The 20,115-nt window shown below is 38.3% G+C and carries 20 protein-coding genes, 2 tRNA genes and 2 pseudogenes; 22 read left to right on the top strand and 2 right to left on the bottom strand.

The window, feature by feature from the left end; translation table 11 throughout:
- The first annotated feature begins 140 nt into the window (after positions 1–140).
- The 22 genes and pseudogenes from FGL31_RS01560 to FGL31_RS01620 all read left to right on the top strand — a co-directional run bounded on the left by FGL31_RS01560 (position 141) and on the right by FGL31_RS01620 (position 18,550).
- A complete protein-coding gene (locus FGL31_RS01560) occupies positions 141–3,548 on the top strand; it encodes a SusC/RagA family TonB-linked outer membrane protein (RefSeq protein WP_232046169.1) in 3,408 nt (1,135 codons plus the stop codon).
- An 81-nt stretch (positions 3,549–3,629) separates the two neighbouring features.
- Positions 3,630–5,189: a RagB/SusD family nutrient uptake outer membrane protein gene (locus FGL31_RS01565; protein ID WP_232046170.1), complete on the top strand. Its 1,560-nt coding sequence runs from the start codon at positions 3,630–3,632 to the stop codon at positions 5,187–5,189.
- Entirely contained in the window at positions 5,134–5,487 is a 354-nt protein-coding gene (locus tag FGL31_RS24190) for a hypothetical protein (RefSeq protein WP_232046171.1), read from the top strand. The genes FGL31_RS01565 and FGL31_RS24190 overlap by 56 nt, the downstream gene beginning before the upstream one ends.
- A 58-nt stretch (positions 5,488–5,545) precedes the next feature.
- Positions 5,546–6,397, top strand: coding sequence for a metallophosphoesterase family protein (locus FGL31_RS24195; protein ID WP_232046172.1), 852 nt, complete (start codon positions 5,546–5,548; stop codon positions 6,395–6,397).
- A 134-nt stretch (positions 6,398–6,531) separates the two neighbouring features.
- Positions 6,532–7,173 carry a PQQ-binding-like beta-propeller repeat protein gene (locus FGL31_RS24205; RefSeq protein WP_232046173.1) on the top strand — a complete coding sequence of 214 codons (642 nt, stop codon included), beginning with the start codon at positions 6,532–6,534 and terminating at the stop codon, positions 7,171–7,173.
- A gap of 12 nt (positions 7,174–7,185) precedes the next feature.
- The gene (locus FGL31_RS24210) at positions 7,186–7,380 is read left to right on the top strand and encodes an outer membrane protein assembly factor BamB family protein (RefSeq protein ID WP_232046174.1); all 195 of its coding nucleotides are present in this window, start codon (positions 7,186–7,188) and stop codon (positions 7,378–7,380) included.
- A 13-nt stretch (positions 7,381–7,393) separates the two neighbouring features.
- The gene (locus FGL31_RS01575; protein WP_232046175.1) at positions 7,394–9,181 is read left to right on the top strand and encodes a glycoside hydrolase family 9 protein; all 1,788 of its coding nucleotides are present in this window, start codon (positions 7,394–7,396) and stop codon (positions 9,179–9,181) included.
- A 183-nt stretch (positions 9,182–9,364) separates the two neighbouring features.
- Entirely contained in the window at positions 9,365–9,643 is a 279-nt protein-coding gene (locus FGL31_RS24215; RefSeq protein WP_232046176.1) for a polysaccharide deacetylase family protein, read from the top strand.
- A gap of 303 nt (positions 9,644–9,946) precedes the next feature.
- Positions 9,947–10,765 carry an N-acetylmuramic acid 6-phosphate etherase gene (gene murQ / locus FGL31_RS01580; protein WP_138089509.1) on the top strand — a complete coding sequence of 273 codons (819 nt, stop codon included), beginning with the start codon at positions 9,947–9,949 and terminating at the stop codon, positions 10,763–10,765.
- 13 nt (positions 10,766–10,778) lie between these two features.
- Positions 10,779–12,264 (top strand): annotated as a pseudogene (locus FGL31_RS01585) (sodium:solute symporter).
- Positions 12,265–12,355: 91 nt separating this feature from the next.
- Positions 12,356–13,171 (top strand): purine-nucleoside phosphorylase, encoded by an 816-nt coding sequence (locus FGL31_RS01590; protein WP_138089510.1) that lies wholly within the window; start codon positions 12,356–12,358, stop codon positions 13,169–13,171.
- Between the two features lie 56 nt (positions 13,172–13,227).
- Complete coding sequence (locus FGL31_RS24220) at positions 13,228–13,527, top strand: hypothetical protein (RefSeq protein WP_232046177.1); 300 nt, start codon at positions 13,228–13,230, stop codon at positions 13,525–13,527.
- Positions 13,509–14,096 (top strand): putative porin, encoded by a 588-nt coding sequence (locus FGL31_RS27310; protein WP_262709015.1) that lies wholly within the window; start codon positions 13,509–13,511, stop codon positions 14,094–14,096. Before FGL31_RS24220 ends, FGL31_RS27310 begins: the two co-directional genes overlap by 19 nt.
- 32 nt (positions 14,097–14,128) lie before the next feature.
- Positions 14,129–14,641, top strand: coding sequence for a putative porin (locus FGL31_RS27315; protein ID WP_262709218.1), 513 nt, complete (start codon positions 14,129–14,131; stop codon positions 14,639–14,641).
- Positions 14,592–15,212: a putative porin gene (locus FGL31_RS27320; protein WP_262709016.1), complete on the top strand. Its 621-nt coding sequence runs from the start codon at positions 14,592–14,594 to the stop codon at positions 15,210–15,212. The genes FGL31_RS27315 and FGL31_RS27320 overlap by 50 nt, the downstream gene beginning before the upstream one ends.
- 121 nt (positions 15,213–15,333) lie before the next feature.
- A complete protein-coding gene (locus tag FGL31_RS01600) occupies positions 15,334–15,627 on the top strand; it encodes a hypothetical protein (RefSeq protein ID WP_138089511.1) in 294 nt (97 codons plus the stop codon).
- A 366-nt stretch (positions 15,628–15,993) separates the two neighbouring features.
- On the top strand, positions 15,994–16,236 hold the full coding sequence (locus FGL31_RS01605) for a hypothetical protein (protein WP_138089512.1): 243 nt from the start codon (positions 15,994–15,996) through the stop codon (positions 16,234–16,236).
- Between the two features lie 867 nt (positions 16,237–17,103).
- Positions 17,104–17,226 (top strand): hypothetical protein, encoded by a 123-nt coding sequence (locus FGL31_RS27325; RefSeq protein WP_262709017.1) that lies wholly within the window; start codon positions 17,104–17,106, stop codon positions 17,224–17,226.
- 390 nt (positions 17,227–17,616) lie between these two features.
- Complete coding sequence (locus FGL31_RS29545) at positions 17,617–17,940, top strand: DUF6686 family protein (RefSeq protein ID WP_394366114.1); 324 nt, start codon at positions 17,617–17,619, stop codon at positions 17,938–17,940.
- A gap of 179 nt (positions 17,941–18,119) precedes the next feature.
- A tRNA-Val gene (locus tag FGL31_RS01610) sits at positions 18,120–18,197 on the top strand.
- Positions 18,198–18,208: 11 nt separating this feature from the next.
- Positions 18,209–18,283: transfer RNA gene (locus tag FGL31_RS01615), tRNA-Val, on the top strand.
- A 93-nt stretch (positions 18,284–18,376) separates the two neighbouring features.
- Positions 18,377–18,550, top strand: a complete 174-nt coding sequence (locus tag FGL31_RS01620; protein ID WP_138089513.1) for a GIY-YIG nuclease family protein — start codon at positions 18,377–18,379, stop codon at positions 18,548–18,550.
- 193 nt (positions 18,551–18,743) lie between these two features.
- Here the strand turns inward: FGL31_RS01620 and FGL31_RS01625 are convergent, their stop codons facing one another.
- Positions 18,744–19,460, bottom strand: a complete 717-nt coding sequence (locus tag FGL31_RS01625) for a 3-keto-disaccharide hydrolase (RefSeq protein ID WP_138089514.1) — start codon at positions 19,458–19,460, stop codon at positions 18,744–18,746.
- A gap of 124 nt (positions 19,461–19,584) precedes the next feature.
- Positions 19,585–19,980 (bottom strand): annotated as a pseudogene (locus tag FGL31_RS01630) (NADPH-dependent FMN reductase); the annotation flags it as partial.
- Positions 19,981–20,115 lie beyond the last annotated feature (135 nt).

Consider the following 20,115-nt stretch of genomic DNA (forward strand, 5'->3'; position numbering starts at 1 on the left):
GTGAGGGCTCAATATTAATTGAGCCTATTCGCATTAACGAGATCTCTTAGATCCTAGAATGAATAAAACCGGTAGCCCAAAGTAATGGTGTAAAACCGAATTATGATAACAAAAATTATAAATTATTAACTATTAAAGCAATGCGAAGACTTCTACTCTTTTCTATCGCTCTAGGCTTAACAATGCCTACTTATGCGTCTTTTAACGCAAACAAAGGTGTTGTTGCACTAGGAAACCATGCTGGCTGGACAAAGGCTTCATCGGTGCTGCAAAATACCGTAACGGGTACTGTAAGCGGACCGGACGGACCTATTGCTGGAGCAACCGTATCTGTTGTTGGTACATCTGTTAGTACAGCTACCGATGACAGCGGTAAATTCTCCATTTCTGCTGCTGTAGGATCTACATTAAGATTCTCTTTCGTAGGTTTCGAATCCAAAGAAGTTACCGTAGCAGGTAACACAATGAATGTTACACTTCAATCAAGCAGCGACTTACTGGATGAGGTAGTTGTGGTTGGTTATGGTACACAAAGGAAAGGTAACTTAACAGGTGCCGTTTCGACTATTAGCGTAAAGGATAACTTGGAAGGTCGACCAATCGCTGACGTGGGTCGTGGTATTCAAGGGGTAACCCCAGGTTTAACCGTAACCATCCCTAGTGGTGAGGTCGGATCAGATCCTAAAATAAAAATTCGTGGGGCCATCGCGTCTTTGCAGGCTCAAGGAGATCCATTAATCCTTTTGGATAATGTGGAGATTCCAAGTATACAATATGTAAATCCGGATGATATCGAGTCTATCACAGTGTTGAAAGATGCTGCTTCTTCATCAATCTATGGTGCTAAAGCAGCCTTTGGTGTTATCTTGATTACTACAAAAACAGGTTCAAAAACTGAAAAAATAGATATTAGTTATTCCAATAACTTTTCGTTCCAAAACCCATTTAAGAAATATGACATGGGTAGAATAAATGCTCTAAAATATACTAAAGATGCAATGGAACGTGTTGGTTCTAATATTTCAGGAGCTTTTTATTATGTAACTCCTGAAAGTTATGAATTAGCGAAACAATGGGAAGAAACTTATGGGGGTTCGATTGGAAAGGATGACCCTACAGTTTTTGGACGTGACTGGATTGTTGACCCAACTAATCCAAATCGTAAGTTAGGTTTAAGAACTTATGACCCATATGAATATATGGTTAGAGAATGGGCGCCAACAATTACCAATAATGCCTCTTTAAATGGAAGTGTTGGTAGAACTAAGTATACAGCTACATTTGGTCATATCTCTCAAAGTGGTATGTTGAAAGCTGGTGATTCTGATAAGTTCAAAAGAGCAAATGCTGCAGTGAGGATATCAACTGACGTAAATGATTATTTGACATTGCGTGCAGGAGCTTTATTCGCTCAAAGGAACAAGACTTATCCATATGCAACAAACTCAACAACCGCTGACCCTTGGTACTACATGTACCGTTGGAGTTCTGTATATCCAATGGGTTTGGATGAAAATGGAAGCCCTATCCGCAGTCCGTGGTCAGAATATGAAGCTGCTAATGAAGCTTCAATGAAACGTAACTACATCAATTTGAATGCTGGTGCAACAGTGAACATGACTAAGGATTGGAAACTTGATGTAGACTACAACTTTACGAATGAAGATTATGATTGGTTCAGGCCAGGAACACGGTTTACAGCTGCTGATAGCTGGATTGCGCCAGTAAAACGTTTGGATGCAAACGGTAACCAAGTGTATGTAGACAATACAGGTGCGGTTGTTTCTGCAGGTGCACCAGGTGCAATTGCAGCCTATGATCTTAATACTTATCAATATACTGGGCCAGGTGCAAATCCAGACCATGTATATGCTAGGGCAGCATACGAATACAAGCATACTTTGAATGCATTCTCAACTTATAACCTAAACCTTGATCAAGGTCATGAATTCAAGTTTATTTTAGGAGCGAATTTGGTTTCTGACAATGGCAAATACAACTGGACTCAGAAAACTAACTTGCTAGATATTACAAATCCACAATTTGATCTTGCTTCTGGTGTTATTACTGGTAGCGGTGGTACGTATTGGACCAGTCAAGTAGGTTTCTTTGGACGTGTCAACTATGCGTACAAAAACAAATATTTATTGGAGGCAAATGCACGTTATGATGGTTCCTCAAAGTTCATCGATCGTTTGAAATGGAGATGGTTTACTTCTGCTTCTGCAGGTTGGGTGGTTTCTGAAGAAAACTTTATGGAATGGGCTAAACCAGCATTATCGCATTTGAAATTCAGAGCTTCTTATGGTATCATCGGTAACCAAGCTGTTCCACCAAGCCTTTATAGTCCTACTATGGAAGCATATGAATCAACATGGGTGGGTGGATCTAATAAATTCTACTCAGTTGGATCTCCAAAATTTAGTTTAAGAGAAATTAGCTGGGAAGATTTAGAAACCAAAGATATCGGTTTAGATGCTAGATTCTTGAACAATAAATTAGGGTTAGTATTTGATTATTATATCCGTACTACTAAAAACATGTTTGCACCATTTGAAGGTACAACATGGACCCTTGGTGGTGCAGCTCCTCAAGGTAACTTCGGAGATTTGAAAACCAAAGGATATGAAATTGCCGTAGATTACAACCACAGATTTGAAAATGGACTTGGCATTAATCTTCGTGCAAACTTTGATGATGCAGTATCACGATTCTATAACTACACAGCATCTCGATTGATGAGTGCTAACTATGATGGTCGTGCATATGGCGATATTTGGGGATATGAAACGGATAGATTATTTCAAAAGGATGATTTTGTACTAGATGCTGATGGTAATCCACAACTGATCAAGTTGACTGAAGATATGACTAAATATTTTTCAGATGGACAAGGTGAAACTTATCAATTATCCGATGCGAATGGCAAGCCTGTTTATCAACCTCGTTTAGAAAATTCGGCGACATTCAATTTTGGGCCTGGAGACGTGAAATTCAAAGATTTGAATGGTGATGGCGAAATTGATAACGGTGACGGAACAATCGATAATCCAGGTGACATGAAGATCATAGGTAACTTTACTCCTCGCTACAACTATGGATTCCGTATTGGTGCAGACTTTAAAGGATTTGATTTCTCTATTTTCTTCCAAGGAACCGGAAAAAGAGCTCTTTGGGGACAAGGAGGATTGGCAATTGCCGGTTTCAATACAGCTGATGGGGCAATGCCTTCAGCAATCGTGGATGATTATTGGACTCCTGAAAATACAGGCGCTTACTATCCTGCTGCATTTAATAATGCAGGAAGTAACTCTGCCAACAATATGCAAGTTCAATCCAAATATTTGTTGGATTTATCCTATACTAGGATTAAGAATATAACATTTGGGTATGTATTGCCTAAATCATTCATCGCTCCAGCGAAATTGAGCAATGTACGTGTATATGTTGCCTTGGAGAACTTCTTTACTTGGGATAAATTAAATGGTTTGCCTATTGATCCCGAGGTAGAAAATGGATTCTCAATGTTTAATGAATCAAACTTATAATGGTGGTAGAACTGGTGTTGGTACACCTACCTTCAAATCCGCTTCATTCGGGTTACAGTTGAACTTCTAATTCTAAAAACAATGAAAAAATTATCATATTTAATTTTAGGTTCGGCATTGCTTTTTACCAGTTGTGAAAAGTTATTGGATAGACCAGATCTAAATGTAATGGTAGACTCTGAAGCTACCTATTGGAGAAATGAAAACGATTTGCGTCTTTATGCAAATGATTTTTATCCAAATTACTTTGTTGGCTACAATTCAGCTTGGGGAACTGCCTATGCTCCAGTAATCGGATATAATTTTTCAGATGATTTAACATCAGAAAACCAACAATTGGCTCTTTTAGGGTCAGTGCCTACCAATTTAGGCTCAACTGCAACAGCAACTTCAACCCTAAGACCAGAGCATCCTGGGCCTAACTGGAACTTCTATTGGGTAAGAAAGGCTAATATTATGATCGATAGAATCGAGACTTTTGCAAAGCCTAAATTGACTGATGATGAATATAAGCATTGGTCTGCAGTAGGAAGATTTTTCCGAGGATTTGAATATAGCCGTTTAGTGAGCAACTTTGGAGATGTTCCATATTACGATGCGCCAGTTTCACCAGATGACTTTGAAACTCAATATAAACCACGAACAAATCGTGGCGAAGTAATGGACAAAGTATACGATGACTTTAAATATGTCATGGAAAATATGCGCGAAAATGATGGAGTAGGCTATGTGCACCGTTATGCCGCAGCTGCTCTAATTTCCAATATGATGTTATTTGAAGGGTCATGGCAACATTATCACAACCTTGATAAAACAAGAGCTAAAAAATATTTAGAATTAGCACGTGACGCTGCTCAGTATGTAATGGATTCTGGCAATTACACTTTTGACGCTGATTTTAAAAGCCTATTTGCATCTGAAAGTTTATCTAGCAATAAAGAGGTGATATTTTACAGAACTTATGACGATGCTTTAGCTATTCGTCATTCCGTAGGTTCTTATAGTAATGGTACTGAAAATCAAGCGCGTTCAGCGAATTTAAATCTAATAGAGGCATTTATTTGTAATGATGGTCAAACCTTTCAAAGCTCCACTGTAGAAAATGCCAAAAACTTTAGACTTCAAGAGTTGATTAAAACTCGTGATCCACGTTTCGAAGCAACATTTATGGACACAGTCAACGCTCCTGCTATCGGAACATTGGTATATGCTTATAAATTTGCGTCACGAGAGGCGTTGACTTATTTGAACAGTGGTAAACCATATCCACCAAAATGGGGTTCAAACACAAATACGAATGATGCTCCTGTTGCTCGCTTGGCAGAAGTGGTGTTGAACTGGATTGAGGCTAAGCAGATCTTAGCTGAGAATTATGGTGGTGCAGCCGTTTCTCAAGGAGATCTTGACAAATCGATTAATGCAATCCGTTCTAGACCATTAGATGCTGAAGCTGAAGCAAAAGGCGTGAAACAAACTGCTCCGTTGATGCTTAGCGCATTGCCAAACGATCCACTTAAAGATGCTGATGTTTCTCCTTTAATGTGGGAAATCCGTCGTGAACGCCGTATGGAATTTGTATTCGAATATGCAAGAATTCAAGATATACGCCGCTGGAAAAAAATTAACTTATCTGAACTTTGAAAAAGAGAGCTATAAATTAGGGCCATGGGTAATTGGACTGAAAGATTTCGGTGATAAAAATAACCCTGGTAAAATTTTAGCTGCATTTAAAGACAGGTTGAAAGTAAAAACAGCGGATGGTAAAATCATTACTTATGATGGTACAAATGATGCGGATATGGTCGGTTTCTATGTGGTTAGAAACTTCACTAACAGGCTCCCTGTTGAAAATAAACATTATCTAGCGCCAATGAGCATCAACTTGATGCAAGAGTATGCTGATAGAGGTTACACCTTAACCCAAACTCCTGGATGGTAGTTTAATATTACTTAAGCAAAAGGTCGAGAAATTGACCTTTTGCTATCATATCTATGCTATGAAAAGAATTCTATTTTTGCTGTTCCTATTACCTTTTACCTTATTTTCTCAAAATTTCAAGTTCGCTCAGGTAACCGATACACATGTGGGCGGTGCTACAGGAGCTGATGATTTACGCAGAACCGTTCTGGACTTAAATCAACAGCAGGGCATTGACTTTGTGATTCTCTCCGGAGATGTTACTGAGTTCGGATCTGACGACGAGCTGGCATTGGCCAAACAGATCTTGGATAGTTTGAACTTGCCGCTGTATGTGATTCCTGGAAATCACGACAGCAACTGGTCGGAAAGTGGAGCAAATAGTTTCAGGAAGGTTTTTGGAGCTGAAACGTTCTTTTTTGAACATAAAGGAATACAATTTATAGGAACCACCTCAGGTCCCAATATGCGAATGAGTCCGGGTCAAGTGCCTCGGGAAAACCTCGTCTGGATGGATTCTGTGTTTCAGGCTAACCCTGACCAGGGAAAGCCATTGATTGCCGTCAACCATTACCCCCTAGATTCTTCACTCAATAATTGGTATGAAAATATCAATCGTATCAAAACTCGGAATGTACAATTGGCTTTGTGTGGACACGGCATAACAAACCATCTATATGATTGGGAAGGGATACCGGGCGTCATGTCTCGATCGAACCTTCGTGGTAAAGAAGAAGTTGGAGGCTATAATATCATTACAATTTCTCCAGATTCTGTGTTCTTTCAAGTTAGAAAACCGCAAGTCGCTACTGAAAACTATTGGTTGAAATTGCCGCTGCAAAAGATCAATCCGAATGCTTCCGAAAATGTCAAAAGACCAAATTATGATCTAAATAACAACAGTCAGGCTAAGGTGGTTTTGGGAATATGAAGACCATGGCGATATCGGCGCAGGAATATCTACCGATGGCAGATCCATGTTCACCGCGAATACAGTCGGCGAAGTTTATGCCTTGGACTTAAAATCGGGTCAAAAGAAATGGTCATTTAAAAACAGGCGGGAAAGTGTATTCTACACCTGCTTACCATAAAGGGGTTGTGATTGTAGGTTCTTCTGACCATTTTATTTATGGGCTGAATGCGAAAACAGGGGAGCTTATTTGGAAAACAGAGGCAAATAAAGCCGTTTTGGGATCTCCTGCAGTTGCAAAAGGCAAAGCTTATATTGGAGCTTCAGATGGAATATTTCGTGCTATCGATGTTAAATCGGGCAAAACCATATGGACTTTTGACCAGGTAAAGGGATATGTATCCACTTTGCCTACACTTGCGGACGGAAAAGTAATTTTCGGAAGTTGGCAAAATGGTTTTTATGCATTAGATCAAAAGTCGGGCAAATTAATCTGGGAATGGAGTAATGGTCATGCCAACCGTATGTTTTCTGCTGCAGCATGTTATCCGGTCGTAGTGAATGACAAAGTATTTATAGTAGCTCCAGATCGGTTTATGACAGCTATTGACCTGAAGACAGGCAAAACTATATGGCGCGAAAAGAAAGATGATTACCGAGTTAGAGAGTCTATGGGCTTATCGAAGGATAAGAAGCTGGTTCTCGCGAAAACAATGGATGGCGAGTTGATTGGAGTGCCTAACAATGCTGATAATAATGGACATCAGCTCGAAGGCAAAATTAAAAATTACATATGAATTAGCTCCGACTTGCTATTTATAGCAATTCAAAATATATATTTTGTACCTAGCGATAAGGGATTGTTGACTGCCGTAGATCCAAAATCTGGTGAAACAGCTTGGCAGTACAAGATATCCAATGGTATGATCAATCCGCCTCTGGTGCTGAAGGACAGAGTTGTTGTCAGTACAATGGATGGAAAAATCGTAATGTTAACCTATTAAACCTGTATTAATAATGCATAAATTATTGTCCATAATGGTTTTTGTTCTATGTGCAATTCAAGTATTTGGACAAGAGAATTCCTGGATCCGTATCAATCAATTGGGTTATTTGCCACATAACAAAAAGGTTGCGGTCTGGGTAACAAAGTCCAATAATGGAATCAAAAAATTCAATATCGTAAATAAGGCTACCAATAAATCTGTGTTCACTGGGAAAGCTGGCAAAGAGTTTGGAAAATATGGCCCTTTCACAAAAGGCTATAGGTTAGACTTCAGTAAATTCACTAAGGATGGTGAATATTTTGTTTTGGCTGATGACGGCACGAAATCACCAACCTTTAAGATCAATGCTGATGTATACAAAGGTACTGCTGATTTTGCCCTTCGCTATATGCGTCAGCAAAGAACATTGTTCAATCCCTACTTAAAGGACAGTTGCCATACGCATGATGGATTTACCATGTATGCCAGTTCGGTTGGAATGCCTGATAGCACAAGAGTAGAAGTTGCCGGTGGATGGCACGATGCTTCTGATTATTTGCAATATGCGACGACTTCGGCAAATGCAACTTATCATCTATTAGCTGCATATCGCGATTTCCCATCTGTATTCACTGATGAGAAGTTAGCGAATGGATTGGATGGTAAAAATGGATTTCCCGATGTGTTGGATGAAGCCATTTGGGGTTTGGACTGGTTGGTAAAGATGCACCCGCAGCCCAATATCATGTTCAATCAGATTGCAGATGATCGTGACCATACCAAAATGAGATTGCCGGGACAGGATTCCGTATATGGAAGAGGTCATGAAAGACCTGTGTATTTTATTGATGGAAACCCTCAGCAAAGAGGCAAATTCATGAACAATACTACCGGAACAAGTTCAACTGCGGCCAAATTTGTCAGTGCCTTTGGACTAGGCCATCAACTATTAAAAGAACAGAACTCACAATACGCCGATTTACTGAAAGAAAAAGCTGGTACGGCGTATCAATATGCTTATATCAAGCCGGGAGTAACCCAAACGGTATCTGTCAAATCTCCTTACATCTATGCTGAAGACAATTGGGTAGATGATATGGAATTGGCCGAAGCAACCATGTTCAACCTAAACAATAATCAGGACCATATCCAAAAAGCCCTGGATTTTGCAAGACAGGAAAAAATAACTCCTTGGATGCAACGTGATACGGCCAATCATTACCAATATTATCCTTTTATTAATCTTGGTCATTTTGAATTGGCTAAATCATCCGATGGAAAAGTAAAGAAAGAAGCGCTTCAATATTATAGGGAAGGAATTGAGGAAGTAAATGCACGTGCCCAAGAAAATATGTTTTTGCGTGGCGTGCCATTTATTTGGTGCAGCAATAACCTAACAACATCCTTTGCCATTCAATGCCTATGGTATAGGGACGCATCGGGTGACAAACAATTTGAAGAACTAGAACAGGCTAATATTGATTGGTTGTTTGGTGCGAATCCTTGGGGAACCAGCATGGTTTATGGATTACCTGAGCATGGTGACACACCAACGGAGCCACATTCAGCGTTTACATATTTACACAACTATCCCATAGACGGTGGGTTGGTCGATGGACCGGTTTATTCTGCCATATATAATAATCTGATAGGGATACAACTGTATAAGCCTGATACGTATGCACAATTTCAAAGTGACCTTGTAGTTTATCATGATGATTTTGGGGATTACAGTACGAATGAGCCTACAATGGATGGAACAGCATCCTTGATTTATTTACTTTCCGCGAAGGAGGGTGAATCAAAAAAAAAAGAATAATTGATTCGCAAGGAGCGATTATTCGTGGTGACAGCAGTAAAAGGCAGATAAGCCTGATTTTTACTGGCGATGAATTCAGGGAAGGTTTGCAAACTGTTGCACAAACCTTGGAAAAAACAGATGTCTCTGGCAGCTTTTTCGTGACCGGGAGATTCTTAGAGGATAAAAAAGGCCGCTAAGATTTTGAAAAAATTAAATGCAAAAGGGCATTATGTAGGGCCACATTCAGATCAACACCTACTATATGCGCCTTGGGAGAATAGAGATAGCTTATTGTTGAGCAAGAGTGAATTTGAAGCAGATCTCATGGCCAATATTCAGAAACTGAAGGCAATAGGAGTCACGGAGATCAATAAATTTGTTGCACCGTATGAGTGGTACAACAAACAGATAGCAGAGTGGAGCAATGATTTGGGACTTGAGCTCTATAATTTTACTCACAGGCTTAAGGACTGCAGCTGACTATACGTTTCCTGAAATGGGGTAAGCGGTATATATCATCAGAAGCGATTGTGAAGCAACTGCTTGATCATGAGATTGATAATGGGCTGAATGGATATATTGTGATCATTCATCTAGGTACAGATCCTAAAAGAGTAGATAAATTATTTAATCAATTAGAAAGACTAATTGATTTATTGAAGAATAAAAATTATAAATTCGTCCCTTTAGAAGAAATATAAAGGATGCGTGTTTTTGCGTTTTTTATTAAAAAGTCGCATATTTACGAAAAGTTATTGAAAAGTATTGCAAATGCAGAAGGTTATGATCAACACAACGGAGAAAGATTCCAATTATCAGGACTTGGATAAAATGTCAGTTCAAGAGATCCTGGCGAATATAAATAATGAAGATAAGACTGTTCCAGTAGCTGTTGAGAAGGTAATCCCTCAAATTGAGGCTTTGGTAAAAGTTGTTGTTGATAGGATGAAATCCGGAGGCCGTTTATTTTATATCGGTGCGGGTACTTCAGGGCGTTTAGGGATTTTGGATGCATCAGAATGTCCACCTACTTATGGTGTTCCATTTGACTGGGTTATAGGTCTTATTGCTGGTGGGGACACTGCGATCCGCAAAGCTGTTGAATTTGCTGAGGACGATGTTGAACAAGCGTGGAACGACCTTGAAGAATATGCAATTAATGAAAATGACTTTGTAATCGGCATTGCAGCATCAGGGACTACACCTTATGTAATCGGAGGGTTGGAGAAAGCCAATGAAATGGGAATTGCAACAGGTTGTTTGGTTTGCAATGGAAATTCTCCTATTGCTGCGAGAGCTCAATATCCTATAGAGGTAATCGTTGGTCCTGAATTCGTAACAGGTTCAACCCGAATGAAGGCAGGGACAGCACAAAAACTTGTGCTTAATATGATCAGTACGGCGGTGATGATCCAATTGGGACGAGTAAAAGGGAACAAAATGGTCGATATGCAACTTTCTAACCATAAGTTGGTCGGCAGAGGTGTTCGAATGGTAATGGCTGAAACAGGAACGGATGAAGAAACTGCAACAGCATTGATTGAAGAGTTCGGAAATGTCCGCAAAGCGATCGATAACTATAACCTTAAAAAACTTAATTAATCTCGACCTACCTATGTCACCAATTATCCTTCTAACCTTTATTGTGGTGTATTTTGGATTCTATTGGCTGTATCTCATTTTACATCCAAGAAATCATCAGATAACTCTACATTCTTTGTGGCAAACAGAAATGCCAAATGGTACATGGTTGCTTTTGGTATGATCGGTACCGCCTTATCTGGAGTAACTTTTATTTCCGTTCCTGGAGATGTAGGAAATGCCCCAGCTGGACTGGAACCAAATAATTTTAGTTATTTCCAATTTGTATTGGGGAATGCAATAGGGTTTATAATTATTGCTTATGTGCTCCTGCCGCTCTATTACAGAATGAACCTTACTTCTATCTATACCTATTTAGAGGAAAGATTGGGGCATAAATCCTATAAATCCGGAGCTATGATCTTCTTGATCTCCAGGACAATAGGGTCCGCGTTTAGGCTTTATCTTGTTGCAATCGTATTGCAGCGTTATATTTTTGATGCTTGGGGTGTGCCATTTATTCTGACCGTTGCGGTCTGTTTAGTTCTGATATGGCTATACACCAACAAAGGTGGTCTTAAAACAATCATCATCACAGATACGCTCCAGACTACTTTCCTTCTCTTGGCGGTATTGTTGTCCATTTATTTTTATGGCGGATGGTCTTGGGTTGACGCTATTCGAAGCATTTGAAAAAGTTAAAGAAAGCTCTTATTCCAAAATATTTATTTGGGAGAACCTATTGGGCGACCCTAGAAATATTTGGAAACATGTGATTGGAGGTATTTTCGTAACTATTGCAATGACAGGTCTAGATCAAGACTTGATGCAAAAAGAACCTGAGTATGAAAACCATTAAGGAAGCTCAAACCAATATGATGACTTTCACAGGTATATTTGTCATTATCAATATCTTTTTCTTGTGCGTTGGGGCATTATTGTATTTCTATGCAGATGCGAACGGTATTAGTGTTGCTGATCTGGGTAAATCTGATTATTTGTATCCAGAAATTGCATTGAGACATCTATCTATCTTTACCGGGTATTATATTTATGATGGGTCTTACTGCAGCTACATTTGCTACAACGGATTCTGCCCTGACTGCTTTAACAACTTCATATTGTGTGGATTTCTTGAACTTTAATAAGAAAGAAAATCCTAATGATCCAAAATTGGTGAAACAACGTAATATTGTGCATTTGGCATTTTCAGTGGTCATGCTTTTGGTTATTCTACTGTTCCATGTCATCAATGATGAATCTGTTGTTTCTGCAATTTTCAAGATCGCGGGGTATACTTATGGACCTTTGTTGGGTTTGTTCTCATTCGGTATTTTGACCAAAAGACGAGTGAACGACAACTTGGTTCCTTTTATCTGTGTGATCTCTCCAATTTGATTTTCTTGTTGACGCAATATGTATTGCCTCAAACAGCATACAAGATCGGTTTCGAACTGATCGTATATAATGGCTTGATTACGTTTATCTTGTTGTGGTTGACTTTCCCCTGGGAAAGTTAGAAAACCAATGACAGCAGTTAAATAAGCCATTTCATTGATTTGTGTGTGCAAAAAAATAACAGTAAGTTTGATTAAATAGTTTTTTGCACACATGTATCATATGATTGAAGAATCTATCCAATCTATACGCCGTAAAATCGGCGATTTCACCCCCGAATTCGGTATCATCTTAGGCACTGGCCTTGGAAAACTTGTAGAGGAAATCGATGTGGAATCTCAAATGATGTATTCCAATATCCCAAATTTCCCAATTTCTACCGTTGAATTTCATACAGGAAAACTGATTTTCGGAACATTAAATGGCCGCAAGGTCGTTGCCATGCAAGGACGGCTTCATTATTATGAGGGCTATACGATGCAGGAAATAACCTTCCCTATTCGCGTCATGAAAGGTCTGGGCATCCAAAAATTATTTGTATCCAATGCATCTGGATCCCTCAACCCGGACATCCGAAAGGGTGATATCGGTATTATTGAAGACCATATCAACCTGTTGCCGGACAATCCGCTTCGCGGAAGCAATGATGATGACTTAGGTCCAAGGTTCCCAGATATGAGTCAACCTTATAATTTCAAAATGGTAGACCAAGCTATGGACATTGCCTTCAATCTTGGAGTTAGGGCGCATAAGGTAGTCTATGTTTCAGCACCGGGGCCAAATTTGGAAACACGTGCCGAATATAGGTACATGCGTATCATTGGTGGCGATATCGTAGGAATGAGCACCGTTCCGGAGGTCATTGTAGCAAATCACATGGGGATTCCCGTTTTTGCCATATCTGTCATTACAGACGAAGGTTTTCACAGAGATTTAAAACCAGTTTCATTACAAGAAATTGTTGACGTAGCCTCAAGTGCAGAACCTAAAATGACAAGTATTTTAAAAGAATTAATTGCAATGCAATAATTTTGGTTTTTTGCGCTATTTTTGATGGCATAAAAAATTGTACCGATCTGTTGAGTATGCTTAGAAGGTTACTGTTTGTTTTGATATTGTTTAGCCTTGTTCCTAAACTCTATGCCCAGACTGAAGATGAATTCAGCTCTGCATTGGACTCTGCACGAAATGCTGAAGACAACAAGAAGGATTCCGTAGTGTTTACAGCTAAATATGTGCGCTTTACAAATCTCGCAACCATGAAGAAGGGAACCAAAACCTTTCAGATAGATACTTCGCATGTCAATTTTCAATATTACAATAAGCAGAAACCTGCCTTGGAATCCTTCCATTCATTTAGGGGCATATGGATTGGCAACCCGTGATTTATTGTTTACTCCCAATAAATCCATTTGGTTTTCAGTCTGGGTACCATGCCTTGGAAAGATACCTGGTACATCCCGATTCAATTCTTTATTATAGAGCTCGAGCAAGATATTCGGAACTCTACGCCGTGGGATTTTTCTTCGATGACCAGGTATTTCGTGCTAAGCTTGCACAAAATATAAACCCAAACCTGAATATCGGAGCAGAATATCATGCAACCAATACGGATGGTTTTTATAACAACCAGCAATATAGCGATCGTAAAGGTGCAGTGTTTGCCTGGTACGAATCTCCGAGCAAAAGATATAACCTCCTTTCAAATTTCACTTTCAATACGCTGGATGCTACCGAAAATGGATCTGTCAGGAATGATACCCTCTTTAGGGATACCTCAAGTAATACCTCGCCTTCAAGATATCCAGTTCGGTTGGACGGTATTCAATCCAATCGCCCTTATAACAAATGGAAAGACCTCGGTTTTTTCTTGAGGCAATCATATTATTTGGGAAGAATTGATACAGTGAGCGGCAAGGTCCGGATGCTGAGATTCATCCAACCAATATCTTAGCTCACAATTCTAGCATTCGCCAACAAAAGTTTATCTTTTTCAAGAATCAAGCGGATCTATACAATGCATTTCCATACAATAACTTGATTCGCGTAGACGATACCACAAAAATTACTACCATTAGCAATGATTTCACCTATGGTTTTTACCTCCGTGGAAAGAGCTTAAAGAATGAGGCGAAGGTCGAACTAGGGTTCCAGAATGATCTGATATGGTATGCTGACAGTGTGTTGAGCAAGTTTTATCAAAACAGTATGGTGAAAGGGGCTATTGGATATAAGTTCTCTGACCGTGTTGATGTGAATTTCATTGCCAACCAGATTGTCGTTGGTCGTAACATGGGTGATTTCCTTTACGAAGCCCATGCTGATGTTCATCTGAGCGATGTGTTGGGTAAATTGAGGATTGGTGCCTATTCACAGAACAAGTCGCCAGAAATGATAATTCGAAAATGCCAATCTTGCTTATCATTCCTGGAAAGAGGAAGACCTAAACTTGGAGAAGATCAAGACTCAAAATCTATCCTTTCAATATGCAAACAATAAAGTTGGGTTCTCAGGGAAACTGGAATATTTCCTGATCAACAGCTACACCTATTTCAAAGAATTGCCTAATCCAACAAACAATCTGCTTATCAGCAAACAAATCGAACCTGCCCAAGAAGGTAATTTGAATCTGTTAAAACTAACTGTAGAACAGAATTTCAAGTTCCGCAGGTGGCATTTGGATAATAGAGTGGTTTATCAGAAATCGGATAAAATGGATGTTTTGGCAACCCCCGAGCTTTATACATGGCACAGTTTATATTATGCCAATATATTGTATAATGTTATGGACTTTAGGATCGGTATGGATGTGAGGTTCAATACTCCATTCCGTACACCTTCATATTCCATTAACTCTGGACAATTCTACAATGACAACCTTGGCATTGAGTTCTCAACCTACCCAGTTGCCGATGTTTGGTTTACAGGAAACATAGACCGCGTGAATCTTTTTATAAGTTATAACTTCGCCAATCAACATGTTTATCCTCGCGGATATTACTCTGTTAGAAGATATCCAATGACTCCAGCATACCTGAGATTCGGGGTGTCTTGGAAGTTTTATGATTAAGATAAGATTTGAGATATAAGACGCGCAACTTGATAAATAAGGAGTTTAATGGCTGGTAGAGATACCGGCCATTTTTTTGTTCAGACTTTTGTTTTGGGGTTAGGGATTTTGTTTCATTTCTATGAGCTTTCATACGGACCTTCCGGATCTTTTTGTTTCCAAAGCATTGCTTGCCAATTTAGCACCTTGGGTTCTGCATTCTGACCTCTCTGCTGAAAGTCCACTTTCTTCAACCATGGACAAAGTAACTGCCACGAGTGTAGAAATGGCAGGGCTTCCTTTGGTAAAAGGCGGGAGTTATAAGATTGTTGAGGCTTTAAAGTCCATTATGGGAAATGCGACTCTAATTTTTAAATTACTGAAGAAAAAGCTTGTAAGGTTGTTGCTTTCTCTACCGCGCTTTCTAAAAAGGTAGAAATAGTTTATGGTAATATGGGGATGGTAACAGAATACATTAATCAGGACCCTCTTTACTTAAAAACTGCGTTGAGTTATGAGAAGAATTCAATTAAGGCTATTTACTCTGCCATTATTGAGGGTAAGTGTTGTTTTTACGGAACTTGTGATTATGAGGTGGGTCGGATAACTAGTTAAACCTTAGATGGATATTCCTGTTGCAAATACGAATATAATGCAGAAGGCTATTTAAGCAGGGTAATGTGTTATTTGGCTGAAATAAATAAAGTGAAACTCGTTTATGCAAACGGAAATATATGCGCAGTTGATTTAAACAGGATTGATGGTGCTACTACCTTTGGGAATGATAACTTGAAACTTTTACATGCCTTTTGGTTTTGCAATCACGGACGTGCTGGAAGGAATCATGCATGATGCAGATATTGCGCTTTATGATTCTGGATTTTTTGGAAAGTTACCTAAAAACAGGTTTTTGAAAATTATAAATTATCCAATGGAGGGAATAAAGGAGGTGAATATTTCTTATAAAGAAGACTTGAATGGAAAGGTTGTTTTATTTAATAATGGATTTTATGAGAGTGCTCTTGGTTTGGAGTGCAAAGGTTGAGGTTTAAGATATTCGATTGTAAAGGGGGTAAATAAATGGATTTTTTTATGGAATTTGTGCATGAAATTATTCATTTATATATAGTCAATCTTTAAACGAATAATTATAAAAAGATTCATTTCAATTCTAGCACTAACAATTGGTTTATTTCTATTTTGTTCTATCAATGTCCATTTTCACAGGAAGCTGATAAATTAAGCGAAATAAAATCTTTTGATGATAAGTGGAAGGATTTGAAAAGTGTTAGTTATGGCTCGAATGTAATCGAGAAGCCGTTTTTTTCTTCTGATACACTCCCAAAAATTGTTAAAGTAGAAATTTTATTTGGACCTAAAAAAGAGGTCGTAGCTTCAAAAAATTATTTGAATAATGAAGAGTTTGAAGCCACAAATCTCTAGAATTCAGAAAAAACTTATGGTCTTATCCGGATAACAAATATTATGAATATTCTAAGAATTATCCACATCACCCAATATTTAGTCAAGGAAGATTAATAGATTCAATAACTTATTACTTAGATAAAGATCTTTCAGGGATTCAAATTACACGATACAATCATTGATGGTTTGGAGTGTGTTTATTTTAAGTTTAATGATCATGACAAGGATGGTATGTATAGGGTACTATTCTTCAGGAATTTAAGATTCTTATTCTGAAATACAATTTAACAATGTTGTGAAAGATAAATTAGATTTTGATTTTGCTAATTTTTCATTACCATCAGATGCCATTCCCGCTGTTGAGGATACGACGAAATTGTTAGGCAAGGGTGATGATAATACTATTTAGAATGCTAAAGAACTGAATGGGAAAGATCATTTTTCTAAAGATTTTAAGGTTAAAATAACCTTGCTTTTCCTAACTATTATGGATTGTCCAGCAAATGAGATTTCCATTAAATTGCTGAATAAATTGAAAGAGAAATATACTGCTGAAGAAATCCAATTGAACGGCGTCTTTTCAGAAAGTCCGAAAAGATTTGAAAGTTAAATTTAATTTTAAAATATAGACTTTTCTATTATAGGAAATGGAAGGCCAATTGAGAAATTGTACCATGCTAAGGGTTCTCCTATTTTTTGCCTGATTGATAAGGATGGGAAAATCTACTTCGGTCAGTTTGGATATAATGACAAGTTGCAGGAAGGATTAATCAGGAATATTGCGGAGATGACAATTCAATAGTTATGAATAAGTGATTGATTAATTTAAACGATAAATTATAATCCAAATGTCATAAACTTACGATTGTTTATAATCATTCTAAATAATATATATCTTTACTACCAAAGAAAAAGCAGTTTCAATTATACAGAAGTCCTGTTTACCCGCATGAAGATAGGCGTGCGGGTAATGCAGGCACAATATTAAGATTGCCGGTATATGAATAAATGTAGCCTAAAAATTCTTTCTAAAAATGACTTAGGTTTCATAAGTATGCCTGAGGATCAAAATATCATCCACCTTTGTTTCAACAATATTCTTATAAATTTCAGCAAAGAAGATTTTTTCACTTTTAGGAGGATTGTAAAAGATATATTTAAAGAAAATGAACCCATCCCATTTCCCGATGGCAGAGAGCGAATTCTTCTTAACAGTCCATATCAGGGGATAAATTTTTCCTTCAACCAATTTGAAATGGGAGAATTGGTCAGGTCTTTAGATGAAGCATATTATATGGAGAGAATCTATTCATATCTTCAATAGAACCAATTTATAGACTTGACAATTATATTTTTCAGCTTTGATAAATCCACTTTATTCACATAGTTGTAAAATTAAATATTTGGCTTTGAATTGTTTGCTGAAGATCATTCAAAAAATATCTATAAAATATTTTGTAAATCAGAATTAACCCCTATATTTGCACACCGCAACAGCGAAAAGGAGAATTAGCTCAGCTGGTTCAGAGCATCTGCCTTACAAGCAGAGGGTCACTGGTTCGAATCCAGTATTCTCCACCAAAAATAAAAAAGGAGGCTTAGCTCAGCTGGTTCAGAGCATCTGCCTTACAAGCAGAGGGTCACTGGTTCGAATCCAGTAGCCTCCACTACCGAAAGAAAAGCATCAAGAAATTGGTGCTTTTTTATTTTTGGTAAAATCTCATTTTCGCCCAAGTTTGGGGTCCGTTTCAAAGCAATGTATGTTATACTCATTATATTCCTCCAAAATGGACCATTATTATATCGGTTTTACCAAAGACATCACAAACAGGTTACGAAGACACAATACCAAAAACAAAGGTGTTACAAATAAAGCCGAGGATTGGGAAATTGTGTATAGAGAATATTTCGATGATAAGTTAGATGCTATGTAAAGAGAAAAAGAAATTAAGAGTTGGAAAAGCAGGGGCTTAATCGAGAAATTAATTGCCTTAGCTAGTTCAGGTAAATTCTACTAAAAGTCGGAAGTGGTCAATGTTCGAAACCAGTAGCATCAAATTTCCTTGGAAAGCAATATTTTGTTAGGATTAAAGGTTGGTGAGGACACCAACCTTGGCAAAGTCCTCTCTACAATTCTTTGATTGCAATATTCCTGAAACTAACAGAGTCTGTATGGTTTTGGAAGGCAATTTTTCCTTTAGGGTATGTTCCAAAGTCGGGGTAATTCTTCATATTGCTGTTTGCGATTTTTTGTTTGAAAGCCGATGTGTTGATACTGTCCTGAAAGGTTATTTTATCGTTGAGCCAGAATGTTACCTGTCCGCCTTGCTGTTTTATCTTGCCTTTGTTCCACTCGCCGTAAGGGTTTGGGTATGAATTTGAGCCGATGCATTCTACCGAGTACAAGCATCCTGCCCAATGGGTTGAATCAACTTGGTGCCTTGGTTCTGCATTGGCATTGTCGAGAAGTTGCATTTCTAGCCCTGTTGCAAATGTCGCCGCATAAGTGCTGTCTTCTTTAACATTGATAAATACACCGCTATTGCCTCCTTTTTTTACTTTCCATTCAAAGTCAAGTTCGAAATTTTCATATTCTTTGTCACTTATCAAGTCTCCAAATTCTCCTTTACCTTTAGGGTCACAGATCAACTCGCCATTTTCGACTTTCCATTTGGACTCTAGAATGCCTCTGTTGTACACATGCCAGCCATCCAGATCTTTGCCATTGTAAAAAGTAGTAGAGTCATTGGAGGTTTCCGTGCTTTTATTCGTGTTGGGTTGGTTGCAGGAAGCAATTCCCAATGATAGTGAAATTGCATAGATTGAAAGGTTCTTGATTGACATGCTGATTGATTTTTATGTTATAAAATTAAATGTAGAAATAAAAATCAATAATATCTGGGTACGAACCTCAGTTATGGGATGTATAAAGAAATTATGACAAACGATGTGGTAGAATTGAATTATTCTAATACCTTGCTATCTCATCTATTTGTTCCAGGATGAATTTTAATGAAAGGGGGTCGTGAAATTCCTCCTCTGTATTCAATTCAGTTTGGATCAGTGGGATATGTATTTTTAGGGGCAGCACATGCATTCTCAGGTAATTGCACACTCCTGTGAAGTGGTCTACACCGCGAACATTTCCATATTTCCCGGTTGCTACTCCCACTAATGCTGCTTTTTTATGGTAGAATGATGCTGGAAATGCGCAAGCATCAATAAAGACTTTTAGGACTCCGGGATAGCTGCCATTATATTCGGGTATGATAAAGACAAAAACTTTGGCCGCGGATACTTTTTCTTGGATCTCGGCGAATGCTTCACTACGTTTTCCATAAAGGTCTGTTACAATAATATCAGAAGGAAGATCTTCGAGGGAAGAATTTCAAATTCTTCACCACGTTTCATCAATTCTTTTTGATAGAATTTAGCAACTTTTAGGGAGTTTGAGTGTTTTTCTGTTTGTGCCTGAGATAATTAAATTCATTGTTTGTTG

This window comes from Sphingobacterium daejeonense (genome assembly GCF_901472535.1).
Taxonomy (GTDB): Bacteria; Bacteroidota; Bacteroidia; order Sphingobacteriales; family Sphingobacteriaceae; genus Sphingobacterium; species Sphingobacterium daejeonense.